The 19031-nt window shown below is 72.7% G+C and carries 14 protein-coding genes; 8 read left to right on the top strand and 6 right to left on the bottom strand.

Features of this window, described 5'->3' with window-relative positions:
* On the bottom strand, nucleotides 1–2571 hold a 2571-nt coding region (locus ACFWFR_RS00070; protein ID WP_377620333.1), incomplete at its 3' end, for a LamG-like jellyroll fold domain-containing protein.
* 284 nt (nucleotides 2572–2855) lie between these two features.
* On the opposite strand from ACFWFR_RS00070, the gene ACFWFR_RS00065 reads away from it, so the two are divergent.
* From ACFWFR_RS00065 to ACFWFR_RS00050, 4 genes are all read left to right on the top strand, one after another.
* Nucleotides 2856–4214 carry a hypothetical protein gene (locus ACFWFR_RS00065; protein ID WP_377620331.1) on the top strand — a complete coding sequence of 453 codons (1359 nt, stop codon included), beginning with the start codon at nucleotides 2856–2858 and terminating at the stop codon, nucleotides 4212–4214.
* A gap of 138 nt (nucleotides 4215–4352) precedes the next feature.
* Nucleotides 4353–5090 carry a hypothetical protein gene (locus ACFWFR_RS00060; RefSeq protein WP_377620330.1) on the top strand — a complete coding sequence of 246 codons (738 nt, stop codon included), beginning with the start codon at nucleotides 4353–4355 and terminating at the stop codon, nucleotides 5088–5090.
* A 100-nt stretch (nucleotides 5091–5190) separates the two neighbouring features.
* Nucleotides 5191–6033 carry a polysaccharide deacetylase family protein gene (locus ACFWFR_RS00055; protein ID WP_377620328.1) on the top strand — a complete coding sequence of 281 codons (843 nt, stop codon included), beginning with the start codon at nucleotides 5191–5193 and terminating at the stop codon, nucleotides 6031–6033.
* Nucleotides 6030–7082 carry a glycosyltransferase gene (locus ACFWFR_RS00050; RefSeq protein WP_377620326.1) on the top strand — a complete coding sequence of 351 codons (1053 nt, stop codon included), beginning with the start codon at nucleotides 6030–6032 and terminating at the stop codon, nucleotides 7080–7082. The genes ACFWFR_RS00055 and ACFWFR_RS00050 overlap by 4 nt, the downstream gene beginning before the upstream one ends.
* Here the strand turns inward: ACFWFR_RS00050 and ACFWFR_RS00045 are convergent.
* A complete protein-coding gene (locus ACFWFR_RS00045; protein ID WP_377620324.1) occupies nucleotides 7079–8005 on the bottom strand; it encodes a glycosyltransferase family 2 protein in 927 nt (308 codons plus the stop codon). The genes ACFWFR_RS00050 and ACFWFR_RS00045 overlap by 4 nt on opposite strands.
* Nucleotides 8006–8083: 78 nt before the next feature.
* Here ACFWFR_RS00045 and ACFWFR_RS00040 point away from each other — a divergent pair, with 78 nt between their 5' ends.
* Genes ACFWFR_RS00040 through ACFWFR_RS00025 form a run of 4 tightly spaced genes read left to right on the top strand, consistent with a single transcriptional unit; the run spans nucleotide 8084 to nucleotide 13843 of the window.
* Entirely contained in the window at nucleotides 8084–10222 is a 2139-nt protein-coding gene (locus tag ACFWFR_RS00040) for a glycosyltransferase (protein ID WP_377620323.1), read from the top strand.
* The gene (locus ACFWFR_RS00035; protein WP_377620321.1) at nucleotides 10219–11607 is read left to right on the top strand and encodes an O-antigen ligase family protein; all 1389 of its coding nucleotides are present in this window, start codon (nucleotides 10219–10221) and stop codon (nucleotides 11605–11607) included. The genes ACFWFR_RS00040 and ACFWFR_RS00035 overlap by 4 nt, the downstream gene beginning before the upstream one ends.
* Nucleotides 11604–12641 carry a glycosyltransferase family 4 protein gene (locus tag ACFWFR_RS00030; RefSeq protein WP_377620319.1) on the top strand — a complete coding sequence of 346 codons (1038 nt, stop codon included), beginning with the start codon at nucleotides 11604–11606 and terminating at the stop codon, nucleotides 12639–12641. Before ACFWFR_RS00035 ends, ACFWFR_RS00030 begins: the two co-directional genes overlap by 4 nt.
* Nucleotides 12642–12673: 32 nt before the next feature.
* Entirely contained in the window at nucleotides 12674–13843 is a 1170-nt protein-coding gene (locus tag ACFWFR_RS00025) for a glycosyltransferase (protein WP_377620317.1), read from the top strand.
* Here the strand turns inward: ACFWFR_RS00025 and ACFWFR_RS00020 are convergent.
* The 4 genes from ACFWFR_RS00020 to pth all read right to left on the bottom strand — a co-directional run bounded on the left by ACFWFR_RS00020 (nucleotide 13806) and on the right by pth (nucleotide 18991).
* Entirely contained in the window at nucleotides 13806–14996 is a 1191-nt protein-coding gene (locus tag ACFWFR_RS00020) for a glycosyltransferase (protein WP_377620315.1), read from the bottom strand. The two genes, ACFWFR_RS00025 and ACFWFR_RS00020, sit on opposite strands and share 38 nt — an antisense overlap.
* The gene (locus ACFWFR_RS00015) at nucleotides 14993–17026 is read right to left on the bottom strand and encodes a hypothetical protein (RefSeq protein ID WP_377620313.1); all 2034 of its coding nucleotides are present in this window, start codon (nucleotides 17024–17026) and stop codon (nucleotides 14993–14995) included. The genes ACFWFR_RS00020 and ACFWFR_RS00015 overlap by 4 nt, the downstream gene beginning before the upstream one ends.
* Nucleotides 17023–18237, bottom strand: coding sequence for a glycosyltransferase (locus ACFWFR_RS00010; protein ID WP_377620312.1), 1215 nt, complete (start codon nucleotides 18235–18237; stop codon nucleotides 17023–17025). Before ACFWFR_RS00010 ends, ACFWFR_RS00015 begins: the two co-directional genes overlap by 4 nt.
* A 154-nt stretch (nucleotides 18238–18391) precedes the next feature.
* Entirely contained in the window at nucleotides 18392–18991 is a 600-nt protein-coding gene (pth, locus tag ACFWFR_RS00005) for an aminoacyl-tRNA hydrolase (protein WP_191800423.1), read from the bottom strand.
* Nucleotides 18992–19031 lie beyond the last annotated feature (40 nt).

Below are 19031 nucleotides of genomic sequence, written 5' to 3'. Positions count from 1 at the left end.
CGTGCCCGTGACCGCGGCACCGGTCGTGGTGGTGGAGGCCCCGTCGGTCGCGACCGGGGTCGTGGGCACGGGGCCGCCGCCCTGGACGAGCTCGGCGACCTGGGCCGCGGTGAGCGCCCGGTCGGACAGGCGCACCGAGTCGACCGCGCCCTGGAAGGGATACAGGCCGTCGGGCTGGGCACCGATCGTCAACGGGAGCGTGTTCACGCCCACCGACCCGGGGCCCGCGACGTTCCCCTGCTCGACCCCGTCCACGTAGATCCGCAACCGCTGCCCGTCGTACGTCCCCGCCAGGTGCACCCACGTCCCGTTCGTCGGCAGCACCGACGTCGCATTCGCCCGGAACGTGTCACCCGACGTCTTCTGGTTGACCCGCAGGAACGGCTTGCCGGCGCTCGAGATGCCCAGCTCGTAGCCGTCCGCCGATCCCGACACGGCCTTCTTCACGACGTACTGGGTCGCCGTCCGCTCCGGGCGCACCCACGCCGACACCGTCAACGCCGACGACACGTCCAGCCCGTCCGCGTCCGGTACCGAGACACGGCCCGTCGACCCGTCGAGGCGCACGGCCTTGCCCGCCTTGCCCATGACCCAGCTCGTGCCCCCGGTCAGCGTGCCCTGGAAGCCCCAGCCCGAGGAGTCCGCCGTGAGCACGCCCGCGCCCTCGTCGAGCTCCCACGTGCCCCGGGTCCCGGCCACCGCCGTGACCCGCACGCTCTGGGTCGCGACGTTCGACCACGTCGTCCCCGCCTTGACGCGGAACGTGAAGCTCGTGGCCCCCACGAAGCCCGCGGCAGGCGTGTACGTGAACGCCCCCGTGGCGGGGTTCGTCACCGTCACCGTGCCCGCCGACGGAGCAGCGACCACCTCGAACGTCAGCGCACCGCCCACGGGCGACGCCCCCTTGAGGGTCCCTGTCGCAGCGACCCCCACGGACGTGGCCGTCAGCCCCGCCGTGGCGACCGGGCCGCGCGGGTCGACCCACGGCAGCCGAGCCGTGCCTGCGGTCGAGCTCGAGGCCGCCATGACGAGCGTCGCGCCCGGCACGTTCTGCTTGGCTCCCGTGACGTTGTTGTACGTCCCGTCGAGCACGGTCTTGGCGCTCTGGGAGAAGCTGATCGACGCGAGCGGCGTCACCTTCTCGATGATGTCGTCGAGGACCTCGCTGTGCGTGTAGACGACGCGCAGGAGGCCCGTCGCCTCGTCGATCTCGACGATCGGACGGGTGCCCAGGCGGTCGACCTCGTACAGCGGGTCCCACGTGCCGTTCGGACGACGGACCAGGAGCCCGATGACCGTGGCGCCCTGCGAGTCGTACGAGGTCTTGACCGCGGCGTAGAGCGTCCCGTCGGACGCGACCGCGACGTTCATGTGGTCGTCGGCCATGCCGTCACCGAGGTTCAGGGCCGAGGACTGTGCGGGCTTCTCGTCGGCCGTCCAGGTCTGCGGGTCCGTCCCGTCGACGTGGGTCCGGAAGCCGAAACGCTTGGTGCTCTGGTTGGACCAGAGCACCCCGATCTTCCCGCCGGGAAGAGCCGTGACCATGCCGATGTCGTCGTCCAGGACGCCTGAGACGACCGTGACGGGGGCGGAGAACGTCGTGTACGGAGCATCGCTGTAGCGCGCCTGGATGCTCGTGCTGGTGTCCGCGACGAGCCACAGCCGCCCGGTCGAGTCGACGTCGATCGTGCCGGTCTCGCTCCCCGGGAGCGAGACCGTGGTCGCCGTCGTGCGCTGAGACCACGGCTGGTAGGTGTTCGACGAGGCGACGTGCTCGAGCGAGACGAGCGACGTCGTCGGGCCGTGGAGGAGGACGTGCACGACGTCGCCGACGACCTTGGCGTCCGCCCGCACGTCGGTGCGGTCCGAGATCCGCACCACGTTGGTCCAGGTGGCCGAGGTCTGGTCGTAGCGCCAGACCCACGTCCCCGCCGGTGTCGTGCTCGTCGAGGCGAGTGCAGCCCACCAGGTGTCGTGCGCGAACCACAGCTTGGACTGCGGCTTCTCACCCGTGTTGCCGCTCAGCGGGACGGCCGTCGTGGTCAGCGCCGTGTCCGCGGCCAGGGCGCTCGGACCGCTCGGCGCCGAGTCGGTCGCCGGAGCCGGGACCTGCCACGCCAACGTCACGAGCCCCGGCTCGCCGGCCTTGGTACCCACCTCGACGAGGTACTCCTCGCCCTCGACCGAGTCGAAGGTCACCTGCGACGTCGCGACGTCACCGTCGTCGTCGTTCGACGCGACGACGGTCTTCGGTGCTGCGGCGCGGCGCACGGCGACCGTGGTGTCGAGCTCGCTGCCGCTCGTCGAGAAGCTGATGCGGCCCGACTCGGGAGCCGTCCACCGCCACCACAGCGACCTCGCGACCGTCGTCGGGGTCTCAGGGCCGGCGCCGTCCGCCGAGAAGTTCGGGGCGACGTCCTGCCCGACGAGCCCGCCGATCTCTCGGCCCTCGGCCGTGGTGTCCCCCTGGACCGTGGTCACAGGAACGTCCCCGGGGGCTGCTGCAGATGCTGCTCGGACGTCCCCGGAGACCACCGATCCGGCCGTCGCGAGGACGAGGACGCCGACCACGAAAGGAGCGACGATCCTCACCACGGAGTGGCGAGCCGTCGCGGGTCGACGGTGAGATCCGTCAGAGCGTGCCATCTTCATCGATCCTGTCCGGAGTCTCGTGCGGTGCATCCGCACGCCGCGGCGACTGCCCGCGGCGCGCCCCCGGAGCGGCCACCACCTCCTATCGAACCATCGGGGCGTGAGCCGGGGGTAGCCGGTCCCAGAAGTTCACCCGGGCGAGACGCGCCTCCCCGCGCGTCGAAGCCCGACGGCGGTCGGCACGTGTGCGTTACTGTCGCGCCATGAACCGTCCCGGCAGCGACCTCGACCCTGCGCAGACCGAACGCGTGGACCGGACCCCGGTGACCTCCTACGACCCCGCCCGGCTGACGTACCGGTGGACACCGGAGATCGGCGCGTTCAGGCACCAGCTGGACCGCGACCTCCAGCTTCTGGTCGTGTGGTCGGGCGGCCGCGAGCACGAGCGAGAGATCCTCGATCTCGTCGCCGCCGACTTCACGGTCCTCGCGCAGCTCGAGGTGCGGTGGAGCGCCGAGAAGATGGTCAACAACTTCGAGCGCCTCTACGGGCAGACCCTCTGGGGGACGTCGCCCAAGCACGAGGAGGTCGGTGACGGCCCGTTCCTCCTGCTGGTCCTCGAGGACCACGCGCCGGCCTACTCCTACCGCCAGAACGTCTCGGGCTACGTCGAGCTCACCAACGTCAACATCGCCCGGGTCAAGAGGGCCGCACGCGACCTCACCGGCGGGTATCGGATCCACTCGAGCAACAACGTCCGCGAGTTCTTCCGCGACGCGACCCTGATCCTGGGTCCCGAGCGGCTGACCGAGATCCTGACGCGGACGAACCCCCTCGACGGCGTCACGGTCCTGGCCGAGGACCTCGTGGGCAGCGATGGGTGGGAGAGCCTCGATGCCCTCTTCCGCACGGTTCGGCTCACCTCCGAGTACGTGGTCCTGCGCAACTTCGAGGAGCTGCCCGGGGCGCTCGAGGAGGACCACGAGATCGACGTCCTGTGCAGGGACCAGACCGACTTCGCCGCGGTGCTCAACGCGACCGAGGTGTATCCGGGACCCGAGGGCGCGCAGTTCCGCACGCTGGTCGGAGGCGACGAGGTCTTCTTCGACACCCGGCACGTGGGTGACGGGTACCTCGACGCCGAGTGGCAGCGCGAGATCCTCGCCCGCCGCGAGTGGCGCGACGGTCTGGTGGCGGTCCCCCGTCACGACGACCACCTCTTCTCGCTGCTGTACCACGCGAAGGTGCAGAAGCCGGCCGTCAAACCCGTCTACGTGACCCGGCTGGCGGAGCTCGCGCTCGAGGTCGGACTTCCCGAGGAGACGGCCCGGACCCTCACGGACGACGCGGTGGCCGCGTCGCTGCTCGACGGCTACCTGGCCGGTCACGACTTCACCGTCCCGCTGCCCGACGACCCGGCGGTGCACCGCAACGGCGCGTTCCTGGCCCGCTTCCGGCTCACGGTGCTCGCCGACCCGCCGCTCAAGGTCGCGACGGCAGAGATCTGGCAGTCGGCCAAGCGCAGCCGGGCTGCGCAGACCCTGGGCCGGTCCCGTGTCGTCCGGGGCGCCTACCGCCGCGTGCGCTCGGCGTTCCACGCCCTCAAGGATCGCGTGTCCTGAGACGGCCACGAACGGGTCCTCCGGGATTTCGCCCGCTCGTCCGGCTGCTCGACGTGGACCGCGCCGAGCGCTCCCCGCTACCGTTGCCGCTATCGATCGTGGGGGTCCGCGAGCGCAAACCCGAGTCGAGGAGTCGTCATGAGCATGCCTGCCGTCCAGGAGGAGGGCCCGCGACGCTCGCTCGTCCATCGCGTCGTCGATCGCGCGCGGATGGTGTACATCTTCGGCAGCCCCGTCGGTGCGACCTTCGTGAAGGCGACGGATCGTTCGGTGACCGTCTACACGTCGCACCGGGGTCGGCCCACCGTCTCCAAGTACTTCGCTCGTACGCGTGTCGGGAAGGACGCCTTCCTCGCGGAGAAGGCCACGGGAGACCTGTTCGGTCACCGACCGTGGCGCATGCCCGTGGTCACGTGGCACAAGCGCGGGTTCACGGTGCCACGACTGCCGGACGACGCCCGGCTGGACGTGGCCGGGCAGCAGCTCTCGCGCGAGGAGCGCGTCGCGCTCGGAGCGTGGACCGTCGACGTCCTGCTCGAGATCTACCTCACGGGGAACCTGCACGGAGACCTGCAGCCGCACAACATCTGGTTGCTCGACGGCAGGCCCGTCGTGACCGACTTCGAGACGTTCGGTCCGCGGACCCTCGGCATCCCGTTCCTGGACTCCGGAGACATCACGGGCAACGACCCTCGTCCTCGGGACCGGAGCCTCGACCCGGCGTTCGACCCCGAGGACGACTGGTCGTTCCACCACATGCTCGGGGTGACGCTCGAGGACGCGGTCGACGCGCTCCGGCCACGGCTCGTGGCCGCGAGCGCCTCGTCCCCCGACGCCCGCGCGAAGCTCGAGGCGCTCGACGGGGTCCGGACCTGACGGTCACCGCGGTCACGCCCGTCCCGTAGCATTCGCTGCACCGCCACCAGCACGTCCGCAGGCGCCGTCCGTGTCCTGGACGACCAGAGAGGGTCAGACCATGGCCGAGTCCCGGCAAGGCGCAGGTCGCGCCACCGCCCGTCGTCCACAGCGCGGGATCGTGGTCCGTCGGCGCGACATCGAGAGCACTCCTCCGCCCGTGGGAGGCCGTTTCACCGACGTCGCCTACACCCGCCTGCCCCTGCCCCGTCTCGCGACCAGGGCACTGGGGACGTTCTGCGTCAACACGCCGGACCGCGTCGTGTCGATCACCTACGACGACGGTCCGCACCCCGAGCACACCCCGCGCCTCCTCGACCTGCTCGCTTCGCGCGGGGCCACGGCGACGTTCTTCGTCCTCGCCCGGCAGGTCCGAGCGCACCCGGAGATCGCGCGGCGCATCGTCGCGGACGGGCACGAGCTGGCCCTCCACGGGCAGGACCACAGGTCGCTGCTGACGATGGGCGACGCCGAGGCCGTCCGGTACGTCCGCGAGGCGAAGGACGAGGTCGAGTCCCTCGTGTCGGCACCGCTCGTCTCGTTCCGGCCTCCGTACGGTGCGCACACGGTCCGTCAGGCGCACGGCATCGCCGGCCTGGGGCTCGACGTCCTGATCTGGTCCGGGGACGCGTTCGACTGGGTCGACGACGAGGAGGACCGCATCGCCGAGCGTGCGCTGTCGACGGTCTTCCCGGGGAGCATGCTCCTCCTCCACGACGACCGCGGCGATCCCGAGACGCTCGCTCCTGACGAGACCTTCCCGGCCTTCGACCGCACCGAGGTGCTCGGGCTCGTGCTGGACCGTCTGTCGGCGGACGGGTACCGGACCCTGACGGCGCACGACCTCGTGACCACGTACCAGCCCGTGATGAGCATGGCCCGCGAGAGGATGCGAACGTCGTGACCACTCCCCCCAGCACGACCGACCGTCCCGAGCTCTCGGTGATCATCCCGGCGTACGACGCCGAGTCGACGCTCGGGGTCCAGCTCGACGCGCTGCTCGCGCAACGTCCCGCCTGGCCCTGGGAGGTGATCGTGAGCGACAACGGCCCGAGCGACGGGACCCGGCGGCTGGTCCAGGAACGGGCCGCACGCATGCCCGAGCTGCGGCTGGTCGACGCGTCCGCTCGCCGCGGGCCGAGCGCCGCGCGCAACATCGCCGTCGGTCAGGCACGGGCCGCTGCCCTCGCGTTCTGCGACGCGGACGACATGGTCGCGGACGGTTGGGTCGAGGCGGTCCATCGAGCGCTCGGCGAGCACGAGTTCGTCGCGGGTCCTTTCGAGGGGGCGCGGCTCAACAGCGACCTGAAGTCGTCGGTCACGTGGACCGCGCAGACCGACCGGCTCACGGTCAAGCCCGGCCTGGAGCAGTTCGTGACCGCGGGCTCGGGGAACATGGGTGTGCGCAAGGCGGTCTTCGACGAGGTGGGCGGCTTCTTCGAGGGCGCCCGGACGGCCGAGGACGACGACTTCTGCATCAGGGTCCAGCTCGCGGGCCACGACCTCGTGTTCGTCCCGGACATCGTGCTGCACGTCCGGCGGCGGGACGGCCTGCGGAACGTCGCTCGCCAGTCCTTCGCGTACGGTGCCGGCGAGCGCTGGCTGAGCCGGCGCTACTCGCTGCTCCTCGGGGACGCGTCGGCCCCGGTCCAGGACGCACCGTCGACGGGAGCGGTCCCTGACCCGTCCTCGGGCGACTCCTCACCGTCCCGCGAGCGGGCCGATGGCGCCGTGGACCGCCTCGCCGCCCTCGCCCGCCGGGGGCGGGCGCTGGTCGTGCGTGGCGTCGGGTTCGTCGGCAAGGCGTTCCGCAAGGCGTCCACCGTGCGGCACCCGGGAGACCTGTCCGACCTGGTCTGGAGGGTGAGCTGGAGTGCCGGGTGGCGGTTCGGGCACGTCCCGCCGGCCCCGCCGATCGTCCCGCCCGCGCACTGGAACGAGGGGCGCTCCTAGCGTTCCCGGGCCACCAGTCGCCGCACGCGTTCGCGCACCCAGTCGACCGGCGCCGTCGGCGCGAACCTCGCCGCCCACGCGACGTGCCCGACCGCGGCCCCGGGACGGCGGTCCGAGAGATCTGCGCGTGCCGCGCGCGCCGCGCTCCACGCCGCGAAGCGGTCGTTGGCGCGCAGCCGGTCGCGGTAGGCGGCGTCGAGGTCCGTCCTGCCGGCAGAGCGCGCCAGCGAGCGCCGCTCGCGCAGGATCACCCGGATGCCGGCGGCCAGGTCGCGGTAGGCCCGCGTGGTGTTGCCCGGGTGGTAGCGGTAGTCGACCAGGACGTCGTCGACGAAGACGAACGGCCCGAGCATCGCGGCCGCGAGGACCAGGTCGAGGTCCTCCCCCTGGCGGTACGCCGGGTCGAACCCGCCCACGGCGTCGAACGCGTCCCGGCGGATCACGAGGTTCGGCAGCATGATGCCCGTCCGCCCCCGCACGACGTCGCGCGCGTCACGCGCGGCGCGCTGGTCCGCGGCCACGACCTGCGCGCCCGCAGGGTCGATCGTCCGCATCCCGCAGTAGCCGATCACGGCGTCGGGGCGGCCCGCCAGCGCCTCGACGGTCAGCCTCAGCCGGTCGGGGTGCCAGCGGTCGTCGTCGTCGAGGAACGCGAGCAGCTCGCCCTGCGCCTGCCGGACACCGGCGTTGCGCGCCGCGGACACTCCCGACGGATCGAGGCGCAGGACCGTCCCCGTCCCCGCCGACGCGACGAGTCCCTGGATCTCGGACGGGTCGGGCGAGCCGTCGTCGACGACGACGAGCTCGACGTGCGGGTACGTCTGGGCCGCGACCGAGGCGAGGGCCTCGGTCAGGAAGGGGCCGCCACGGTTCGTGGCGAGCACGACGCTCACCAGGGGTTCGTCGGCAGCGCGTTCCGGCACGAGGCTCCTCGGGGCGATCTGGGTGAATTCGGTGGCACGACGGGGGCAGCGACCGTCCGCTGGGGGACAATCTCCCACATGAGGATCCTCCGCGTCTCGCACAGCGCCGTCGTCGACGCGTGGCGCGAACGTGAGCGCGCGCTGCGTGCGCTGGGCCTCGACGTGCACCTGCTGTCGGCGCGGTCGTGGGACGAGGGCGGGTCGACGGTCCCGCTCCGTCCCCGGCCGGGCGAGCCGGTCCGGGGCGTGCGCACCCTGGGGTCTCATCCTGCGCTGTTCGTCTACGCGCCGGGCCCGATCTGGCGCGCGCTCGGCGATTCCTGGGACGTGCTCGACCTCCACGAGGAGCCGTTCGCCCTCGCGACCGCCGAGATCCTCGCCCTGCGCTGGCTCCGCGCGCACCTGCCCGGCAGCGCCGGGCGCCCAGCGCCTCCCTACGTCCTGTACTCGGCGCAGAACATCCCGAAGCGCTACCCCTGGCCCTTCCGGGCCCTCGAGGGCGCAGCGCTGCGCGGAGCCGCGGCCGTGTCGGTCTGCAACGAGGCCGCGGCACGCATCGTCCGCGCCAAGGGTGCGCGCGGGGTCGTGGAGGTCGTCCCGCTGGGCGTGGACCTCACGGTCTTCTCACCTGTCGCCACGCCCGCCGCGCCCGACGACGTCACCTCGGTCCCCGCCCCGGGTCACCTCGACGCCCCCTCGGCCGGGCAGGACACCGGAGAGCAGCCCTCGGCCGGCCCGGTGCACGTCGGCTACGCGGGCCGTCTGGCCCCGCACAAGGGTGTCGACGTGCTCCTGGCCGCGGTCGAGGGCGACGACCGCCTGCACCTCACGCTCGCAGGCGACGGGCCCTCGGCCCCTGCGCTTCGTGACCGGGCCCGACCGCTGGGCGACCGGGTCCGCTTCGTCGGTCCGCTCTCGGGCGAGGACCTGGTCACGTTCTACCGGTCGCTCGACGTCCTGGCCGTGCCCTCGCTCGACACACCGGGGTGGGTCGAGCAGTTCGGCCGGGTCGCGGTCGAGGCCATGGCCTGTGGAACCCCGGTCGTGGCGAGCAGCTCGGGCGCCCTGCCCGACGTGGTGGGCGGCGCCGGCCTCCTGGTGCCTCCGGGTGACCCCGTGGCTCTGCACGACGCCCTCGTGCGCGTCGTCGACGAACCCGGCCTGGCCCGGTCCCTCCGCCGCCAGGGCGCGACCCGCGCTGCCACGTGCGCCTGGCCAGAGGTCGCCCGCCGCTATCGGTCGATCTACGACGGGGCGGCCGCGGGCGCGCCCCCCACGGGCGGTTCCGCCGGCGTCCCCTCCCAGGGTGCCCCACCGCCGTCGGGCAGCGTGGAGCGCCTGCCCCCCGAGGTGGTCCTCGTCGCGTACGGGTCGCCCGACCTGGTCCGCGAAGCGCTCGCCCCGCTCGTGGGCAGGCTCCCGCTCACGGTCGTCGACAACTCCTCGCTGCCCGCGATCCGGGAGGTCGCCGAGACCGCCGGCGCACGCTACCTCGACCCAGGCCGCAACGGCGGGTTCGCCGCCGGGGTCAACCACGGGCTCCGGCACCGCCGGTCACCCGGCGCCGACGTCCTCCTGCTCAACCCGGACGCGGTCGTGTCGCCCCAGGACGTCCTGACGCTCCAGGCCCGCCTGCACGGGGCCCCGGGCATCGCGAGCGTCGGGCCGGCACAGGTCGACGGGGACGGAGCGAACGCGCGCGTCGTGTGGCCGTACCCGTCGCCCGCCGGGACCTGGATCGAGGCGGTCGGCCTCGGAGCGCTGCGCCGTACACCCGCGGACCGGTCCTTCGTCATCGGCTCCGTGCTGCTGCTGAACGCCGACGCGATCGAGGAGGTCGGGCTCTTCGACGAGAACTTCTTCCTCTATGCCGAGGAGACCGACTGGGCCTACCGCGCGACCCTCCAGGGACGTCGGCACCTGGCCGTCCCCGAGGTGCGGGCGCTGCACCTGGGCGGAGCGACGAGCAGCGATCCCGCACGCCGCGAGACGCACTTCCACGCGTCCCAGGAGAGATATCTGCGCAAGCACTTCGGTGCGGCGGGTTGGCACCTCGCGCGGGCCGGCGTCCTCGCCGGTTCGGTCGCCCGGGGTGTCGCTCTGCGAGGCGAAGGACGCGCTGCTGCACGTCGTCGGGTCTCGCTGTACCTCCGCGGTCCGCTCAGCGCGGAGGCCGCCATGGCACGGGCCGTCCCGTCGACCGAGGCGTCGCCGTGATCCGCCGCTCCCTCTCCTGGGTCGGCGGGGCCGTCGCCGTCGCCGCCGTCCTGGTGGCCGTCGGGTTCCTCGTCCCGGGCTACAGCGCGATCGCCGTGGCGGTGGCGGCGCTCGTGCTCGTCGTCGGGATGACGATCTACGAGCCCGCGGCCCTGCCGATCCTCGCCATGCCGGCCATGGTGGTCGTCGAACGCGTCGGCGGCGACGCGGTCAACCTCTCCCTCAGCGACTTCGCGCTCTTCGGCGCGTTCTGGTTCGCCCTCTTCTTCACGCAACGGCCGCTCTCGCGACCCATGCGCTCGCTGCTGTGGCTCTCCGCGCTCTACCAGGTCGCGACGCTCTTCACCGTCATCGCGAACCCCTACACCGCGAACACCGTCGAGTGGTTCCACGCCTGGCTCTCGGTGGGCGGGGCGCTCCTGGTCGGCTGGGCCGTCGGGAGGGCGGGACGCGCCCGGCTCGGGCTGACGCTGTTCATGATCCCGTGCCTCGTGATCGCCGCGCTGACGTGCGTCACCGCTCTCCAGCAGCTCGCGGCCGGCAACACCGGTCCCGTGTACCTCGAGATCCCGTTCGCGATGCACAAGAACTTCATCGGCTGCGTGCTCGGGAGCGCGGCGCTCCTGGCCTATGCCCGGCCGTGGTGGGTGGGCTGGCCCAAGACCTTCGCCTTCCCCGCGTTCTGGCTCTGCGGCCTCGGGGTCCTGGCGTCGCAGTCGCGCCAGGCGTTGATCGGGCTGGCGATCGGCGTCGTCCTCATCACGCTGCGCTCCGACCCCGACCGCAAGCGCTCCAAGCTGATCCTGCTCGCCGCGATCCCCGCGGTCTACTTCGTGTGGACCGCCGTCCAGGAGCAGCTCGCGTCCAAGGACCAGTTCAACTCGGCCTACCAGCGCCTCACCTGGTACGAACAGGCCATCGACGTCTGGGAACGCAGCCCGTGGGTCGGCGTCGGTCTGCGGTGGTGGGTCGCGAACCGCACCGAGTACACCTTCCAGCCGCCGAACGCCGAGCTCGAGGTCCTCACCTCCGCGGGGATCGTCGGCGTCGTCGCGTTCCTCGTCCTGTTCTTCGGCTCGCTCGTCGTGCTGTGGCGCATGAACCCCCGTTTCGGCACGCTCGCGTTCTCTGTCCTGCTCATGCGCTTCATCCAGGGGCAGTTCGACCTCTTCTGGGTCTCGGTCCAGGTGTCCGTGCCGTTCCTCATCGTCGGCGTGTGCGTGGGGGCCGACGCGTACGCCGAGTCGCGCCGCGCGGCCCGCGACGAGGCCGACGCCACGCTCCCGGTCGACGACCTGCGGTCCGTCGAGGAGATGATCGACGCCGCCGGGACGGTCCGACGCATGGCGCTCACCGCCCCCGACCCGAAGGAACCGACCACGTGAGAGTTCTCCATGTCGTGCAGTCCGACGCCTTCGCAGGGGTCGAACGGCACGTCGCACGGCTGGCACGAGCCCAGGCGGCGAGCGGTGACCGGGTCGTCGTCGTGGGCGGTCACGTGGGCCGGATGATCGAGACCATCGACGACACCTCGGTGCACGTCCTGCCCGCGGGGTCCCTCGGACAGGTCGTCCGGACGCTTCGAGGGACCGCACGCGGTGCGGACGTCGTGCACGTCCACATGACCTCGGCCGAGATCGCCGCCGCCCTGGCGTCCCTCGTCTCCCCGCGGCTGCCGCCGGTCGTCTCGACCCGCCACTTCGCCAGGCCTCGAGGCAGCGGACCCGCAGCGGGGCTCACGGCCGCGGTCGCCCGGACCCCCGTCCGTGCACAGATCTCGATCAGCCAGTACGTCGCCGACCAGGTCGACGGCGACAGCGTCGTCGTCCACCCAGGCATCGACGACCGGCCCGACGGCCCGGGCGCCGCCGGACGGGACAGGTCCGTGCTGCTCGTCCAGCGGCTCGAGCCGGAGAAGCGGACCGACCTCGGCATCCTCGCCTTCTCGGCGTCCGGTCTTCGCGACCACGGGTGGCAGCTCCTCGTGGCGGGCGAGGGGTCGCAACGGTCGAGGCTCGAGGAGCTCGTCGCGCACGAAGGGCTCGGCGAGCAGGTCCGTTTCCTCGGGTCCCGGTCGGACGTCGACGAGCTGATGCGACGAGCCGCCGTCCTGCTCGCACCGTGCCCGGTCGAGGGCCTCGGGCTCAGCGTCCTCGAAGCGATGTCGAACGGGCTGCCCGTCGTCGCTGCCGGGGCCGGTGGGCATCTGGAGACCCTCGCGGGGCTCGACCCGCTCGCGCTCCACCCACCCACCGACGTCGTGCAGGCCGGCGCCAACCTGGCGACGCTCGGCGCCTCGACGACCCGGCGCGACGCCTACGGCGAGGCGGCTCGTGAGGTGCAGCGGGCCCGCTTCACCCTCCGATCCCAGGTCGAGGGCACGGCGGCCGTCTACCGCACCGTGCTCCGGCCGGCCTGACCTCGATGTCCGAACCCCAGGAGCGACCCGACGTGACCGGCACGAACGACCACACGGTCCACGAGCTCGTCGTGGTCTCGCTCGAGAGCTGGGACATCGTGTGGCGACGCAACCAGTACCTCGTGACCGAGCTGCTGCGCGCCGACCCTCGCCTCCGGGTCCTCTTCGTCGAGCCGGCGGCCGACCCGCTCCACGAGATACGGCGAGGATTCCGCCCACGGCCCGGAAAGGGTCTTCGACGGGCAGAGCCCCTCGAGGGCGTCGGGCAGGACCAGCTGTGGCTCTACCAACCGACCAAGGTCCTCCCCCGTCGGATCGACCCGCGGGTCGACTCCCGGCTCGCGGCGCTCGTCCGTCGAGCCGCGCGGAGGACCGGGCTCGGTCGTCCCGTCCTGTGGGTCAACGACCCCGCGGCCGCGACACTCGTCCAGGAGACCGACTGGCCCTCGCTCTACGACGTGACCGACGACTGGTTGGCAGCCGACCGGGCACCCGAGATCCGCCGTCGGCTCATCGCGGACGAGACCTTGCTGCTCGCCGCGTGCGACGAGGTGACCGTCTGCTCTCCTCACCTGGCCGCGAGCAAGGGGGCGGAGCGAGCAGTCACGCTCATCACCAACGGCGTCGACGTCGAGCGCTACCGGCAACCCCGACCACGCCCCCAGGACCTCCCGCAGGGGCCCGTCGCGCTCTACCTCGGAACGGTCCACCGGGACCGCTTCGACCTCGACCTCGTCCGCCGGACCGCGCTCGCGACGGCCGGAGCGGGGAGCGTGGTCGTCGTCGGGCCCGTCCTCGATCTCACGAGCCAGGAGTACGAGGACCTGGCTGCCGCCGGGACGAGGCTCCTCGGGGCCCGGCCGTGGACCGAGGTGCCGGCCTACCTCCAGCACGCGACCGTGCTCCTCGTCCCGCACCTCGTCGACGACTTCACGGACAGCCTCGACCCGCTCAAGCTCTACGAGTACCGCGCCGTGGGACGCCCCGTGCTGGCGACCCCTGTCGCCGGGTTCCGGGACGCGCAGGACCCGCGGGTCACGGTGGCCGACCCCGAGGACTATCCGGAGGCCGTCCGGTCCGCGCTGACGACGACCGCCACGACCGACGTCCACCAGGACGACGACATCCCGACCTGGGACGCACAGGGCAGGACGATGCGCGACGTCATCGAGCGCGCCCGGCTCGCGACCAGACCCCGCTGACGACCTCTGCCGTCCTTCCCGCCGAGTATCTCCGCCGCGCGACGATCGCTGCGCGTGCCGCCCGTCGCCGCGCCTCGTCCGGCGCGTCCAGGACGGCGAGGACGCCTTGCGCGAGCGAGGCCGCGTCTCCTGGTTCGACGAGGAGCCCGAGCTCCGGCTCGCCCTCCGGGACCGCGAGGATCTCGACGACGCCGCCCGCCCGGGTCGCCACGACCGGGACCTCACGGATCATCGCCTCGACCACGACCTGACCGAACGGCTCCGGGACGGGCGACGCGTGCACGCACACGTCGAGAGCGTCGAGCTCTGCCGACGTGTCCGCGACGAAGCCAACCCAGGTGACGTGGTCCGCGACGCCCAGCCGCGACGCCTCCTCGCGGACCTCGTCGGCATACTGCTCCGCGCCGAAGCTGGGCTCGCCGACGATCCGGAAGGCGGCGTCCGGATACCGGTCCAGCACGGCCCTCGCTGCGCGCACCAGCTCGAGCTGCCCCTTCGTCGGGCTGATGCGTCCGACCATCCCCACCACCGGTCCCCTGCGCTCGGCCGGACGCGGGGATCGCGGACCGGCGAGGACCTGCTCGGGGCCGAAACCCGGGTACGCCACGGTCGTCCCGACCGGAAGCGTCGACGCGGTCGCCTCGGAGTTCACGATCACCTCGTCGGGGAACCTCGACGCAGCCCAGCGGAAGACGCGGGCGACCCGAGGCGGCAGGTAGTCGTCGGCGATCCTGTCGTGGACGTGCCAGACCAGCGTCGACCCGGCGCACCGGGCAGGCACCACGCCCAGCAGGTCGGCCTTGAGCGACGTCGTGTGGACGACGTCGGGCCGCAGGGCCCGGACCCGCCGCGCGAGCGCCCAGCCGAACGGGACCAGACGGAGCAGCGAGACGAGCTGCGAGAGGCTCGCCCGCCCCACCGACTCCCTGCTCGTCGATGCCGTCCGCCGGTCGAGGGCGAGCACCTCCGTCGGCACACCCACCCCCCGCAGACGACCGACGAGCGGACCGTCGGAGAAGAGCAGGACGCGGACGTCCACCTCCGGACCGAGGGCCTGGCAGAGCCGGACGAGAGCGAGCTCCGCACCGCCGAGCTCGCCCGTGTGGTCGAGCACCAGGACGCGCGTCGGTCGATCGGCGCGTGGGGACCTCACCAGCGGAACGGCAGCTTGCGGCCGGACCGTTCGGGCGCCGGTTCAGCGGTCTTGTCGCCCGCGCCGGTCCCGGTCGTGGGGGTGGCCTGCTGGGCGGTCGACAACGAGATCTTGCCCCACTCGGGTGCGAGGAGCGGAGCCGACCGGACCTCCGCCCCGTCCCGACGAGGGAGCTGCGCCGGCACGGCCTGGGCGGCGGGAGCCGGCTGTTCGGCAGGCACGGCCCGGGTGGGCTGGGCGGGAGCACCCTGCGTCGGCTCCGCCGGGCCGTCGGGCACCGCTCGTGCCGAGGGCGCCGGGGTCGCTGCCACGGCGTGCCCCGAGGCGGCGTCGGTCTCTCGACGGGCCGCCCCGCGTGCCGCAGGCTGCCCGAGCGACGACGGGCCGGTGACGACCGCGGCCGCGCGTTCCCGTGCCGCGCGGCGCGGCTCGTCGACCTGCTCGTCGCGGTCCTCGCCCGGGGCTCCCGTGTCCGGGAGCTCCGCCGCCAGCGCAGGAGCGTCGGCCGACGTGGTCGCTTGTCCTCCCACGGCCCGGTTCCCCCGACGTGTACCCACGTCGTCCGGGTCGCCGTACGTCGACGCGTAGAGCATGCGCCGGTCGCTCTTGACCCCGGCGAGAGCGATCCCGACCAACGGGACGTTGTTGATCCGCAACCGCTCGGACGCCTCGGCGAGGACCGCTCGGTCCGTCTTGCCGGCCGAAGCGATCAGGACCACGCCCGAGGCGTACCGGCCGAGGATCGTCGCGTCGGCAGCCGCGAGCACGGGAGGTGCGTCGATGACCACGACCTCCGCGTTGTCGCTCAGGTCGGCGATCAGCTTGCCGGCGCGGGTCGTCGCCAGGAAGTCGGCCGGGTCCATCTCCTCCTCGGGGACGGGGAACACACCGAGATTCGGGATCGTCGTGGGGCGCAGCGTGTGGGGGTCGCCCGCCCACCCCTCGGGCGGAGGCAGCACCCGGTCGAGCTCGGGGCGGCGCAGGTCGCCGGACACCGCGATGGTTCGCCGACCGCTCAGCGCGAACGACGCCGCGAGGTTCGCCGCGATGAAGGTGCGAGGCGCGTGGGGGTCGGCTGCCGTGACGACCACGACGACCTTCTCGGCCTCCGCGAGGGACACCTGCACCGCGGTCCGCAGCTCTCGGATCGACTCGGTGAAAGGGGTAGCGACCTTGCGCGACACGGGGAGCGTGTGCGAGTGGCCGTACTCGCGGTCGGACGTGCGGACCCCGTACAGCTCGGCCAGCACGGGGCTCTGCGCCAGGCGGACGGCGTCCGCCGCGCCACGCACCCGCACGTCGAGGCCCCGGCGGGCGAACGCCAGCCCGACGCCTGCGACGAGGCCGGCCAGCACAGCCAGCGCCAGGACGGTGCTCTGGCCGGGGCCTTGGGCCTCCGCCCCGGTGGCGGGGGTCTGCACCTCCGCCGGGACGCCGATCGCGCGCAGCGTGTTCGCCTGCACGGTCAGCGTCGTGTAGTCGGTGACGATCGTCTCCTTCTCGGCCAGCGCGAGGGGATCCTCGGGGTTCGCGACGAGCCGCGCGGTGACGCCAGCGAGCTGTTCGGCGAGCGCCTGTCGTCGGGCGTCGAGCGTCGCCACCTGGTTGTCCCGGACGACCACGAGCTGAGCCACGTACGCGTCGGCGAAGGCGTTCGCCACGTCCTCGGACTCCTGCGGGTCCAGGGTCCTGGCGTTGATGGCGATGAGCTTCTGGCTCTCGGTCGGGTAGTCCGCGGAGACCATGGCTGCGAGCGACGCGGGCGTACCCGTGTACCCGAGGGCCGTCGCAGCGGCCTCGACCACCGGGTCGGACGTCACGTCGTCGAGATCGGTGTCGACCGTGACCTCGACGACCTGTTCACCGCCTTGTGCCGACTGGACGCCGATCAGCTGGACCGTCGCGCTCGCCTTGTAGACGGTCTCCTGCTGGTTCAGGTAGTAGAGCGCGCCGGCGACGACCACGAGCACGGCGGCCAGCACGTACCACTTGCCGGCCCACACGGTACGGATGAACTCCCGGACGGTCATGGGTTCCTCTCCCCTGGCATGCTGGGCTCCGTGTGCACGAGCCCTCGTTGCGCATCGACGACCTCGCGGAGCCGGGCGACGAAGCGCGGGAGCGCGAAGGTCTCGACGTGCGACGTCAGAGCGTCATCATCCCACGAGACGCCCAAGGCTTCCTGGACGGCCTGCGCGACGAGCCCGGCCTCGGGGGCGTCGAAGAACGTCCCCGTCACCCCGTCGACGACGGTGTCGAGGTAGCCGCCGTCGCGCAGGACGACCGACGGGCGTCCGAACGCCCCCGCCTCGAGCGGCGAGAGACCGTAGTCCTCGTACGAGGCAGCGACGAGCATCGAGCAGTGACGGTAGAGCCACCGCAGCTCGGGATCGTCGACGCGGCCCAGGAGCGTCGTCCGGCCGCCCGTGCTCCCCGTGCCCGACGGCGTGCCCCAGCGCCCGGTGGTCGCTCGCCCTCGCGCGGCGAGCCCTTCGAGGCGAGCACGGTCGGGACCGTCACCGACGATCACGAGCTGTCTGCCTGCCAGGCGGGCGGCCTCGATCAGGACGTCGACGTTCTTGTACGGGAGCAGCCGGGCCACGCACAGCAGGAAGCCCGGTTCGAGCCCCGGCACCTCGCGCTCGGCCCCCGCGGGCATCATCGCGGGTGGCGGCGGCAGGATCTCCGCCTCGATGCCGTACGCGTCACGGATCGCCCGCTGCGTGACGGTCGAGTTGGCCAGGTAGACGTCGGCGCGCTCGGCGGCTCGCCGGTCCCAGCCACGCAGGGCAGGGGTGAGCGCGGACAGCGCGGTCGCGGCGACACCTCCGCGCAGACGGTCGAGCGCGCTCGCGCCGTCCCGGCCACCCAGGTAGCGGTCCCGCTGGTAGAGCCACCGGGCGGGGGCGTGGCAGTAGACGACGGTGCGCCCGGCCCCGCGGTAGCCGTGGGCCCAGCCCGTCGAGCTCGCGAGCAGGACGTCGGCCTCGACGTGCTGCGCCGAGACGGCAGGGGCGAGGAACGGCAGGGCCAGCCGGTGGTGACGGCGCAGGGGGCCGAACCGGTCGAGGGCCGAGGTGCGCAGGTCGAGATCAGCGAACTCCGGGAACGTCCCGTCGGCGTCGTACAGCGTCGTGAACATCGGTGAACCCGGGAACGCCTCGGCGAGCCAGAGCGCCACCCGTTCGGCGCCGCCGCGCTGCGTCGCGTAGTCGTGCGCCAGTGCCACACCGTCGGTCATCGTGCCTCCGTCATGGGGCAGGACGTCGGAGACCCGCCCAGGAATGGATATCGATCCAGCCTAGGTGGCGGGTCGGGGCGAAACGGGGCGACAGTGGCACCTCACCCGGGTGAAACGCCCGCCGTCCGCGCGCTCGGGGTACGGAGCGACACGTTCACGCCTTGGTGTGGAACTTGCCCTGGGCCGCGAGGAGCCCCTCGGTCAGGACCATCTCGACCGCGTCGGCGGCGTCGTCGAGCAGGAACGGCAGCTCCTTGGCCTCGGCGCCCGAGAAGTTCTTGAGGACGAAGTCGGCCGTGTCCATGCGCCCCGGGGGGCGTCCGACACCCGCGCGGACGCGCAGGTAGTCACGGGTCCCGAGCGCCTTGGTGATGTCGCGCAGCCCGTTGTGGCCGCCCTCGCCACCGCCCGACTTGAGCTTGACGTCGCCGAAGGGGATGTCGACCTCGTCGTGCACGACGACGACGTGGTCCGGGTCGATCCCGAAGTACTGGGCGAGACCCGCGACGGGGCCGCCCGAGGTGTTCATGTACGTCGAGGGCTTGGCCAGGATGACGCGCGGTCCCGGCGCACCGCCGGGCAGCACGCCGAGGCGCGCCTCGGCGACGGCCGCGCGGGCCTTGTGCGCGCTGAACGTCGAGCCCGAGCGGCCGGCCAGGACGTCGAGCACCATGTGCCCGATGTTGTGGCGGTTGCCCGCGTAGGTCGGGCCGGGGTTCCCGAGCCCGACGACGAGCCACGGCTGGTCGGTCATGTCACCTGTGTCCTTGGTCGGGGTCGGGGAACGTCCAGCG

Origin of the sequence: Oerskovia sp. NPDC060287 (assembly GCF_042726775.1) — a bacterium.
GTDB classification, from domain to species: Bacteria; Actinomycetota; Actinomycetes; order Actinomycetales; family Cellulomonadaceae; genus Oerskovia; species Oerskovia merdavium.
The sequence above is the reverse complement of the archived record's forward strand: the minus strand, read 5'-3'. Positions and strand labels throughout refer to the sequence as shown.

Bases quoted from the DNA above. Each gene is read 5' to 3' on its own strand.
- ACFWFR_RS00010 (WP_377620312.1), bottom strand. From the start codon at position 18,237: ATGACCGACGGTGTGGCACTGGCGCACGACTACGCGACGCAGCGCGGC.
- pth (WP_191800423.1), bottom strand. From the start codon at position 18,991: ATGACCGACCAGCCGTGGCTCGTCGTCGGGCTCGGGAACCCCGGCCCG.
- ACFWFR_RS00060 (WP_377620330.1), top strand. From the start codon at position 4,353: ATGAGCATGCCTGCCGTCCAGGAGGAGGGCCCGCGACGCTCGCTCGTC.
- ACFWFR_RS00065 (WP_377620331.1), top strand. From the start codon at position 2,856: ATGAACCGTCCCGGCAGCGACCTCGACCCTGCGCAGACCGAACGCGTG.
- ACFWFR_RS00040 (WP_377620323.1), top strand. From the start codon at position 8,084: ATGAGGATCCTCCGCGTCTCGCACAGCGCCGTCGTCGACGCGTGGCGC.
- ACFWFR_RS00055 (WP_377620328.1), top strand. From the start codon at position 5,191: ATGGCCGAGTCCCGGCAAGGCGCAGGTCGCGCCACCGCCCGTCGTCCA.
- ACFWFR_RS00015 (WP_377620313.1), bottom strand. From the start codon at position 17,026: ATGACCGTCCGGGAGTTCATCCGTACCGTGTGGGCCGGCAAGTGGTAC.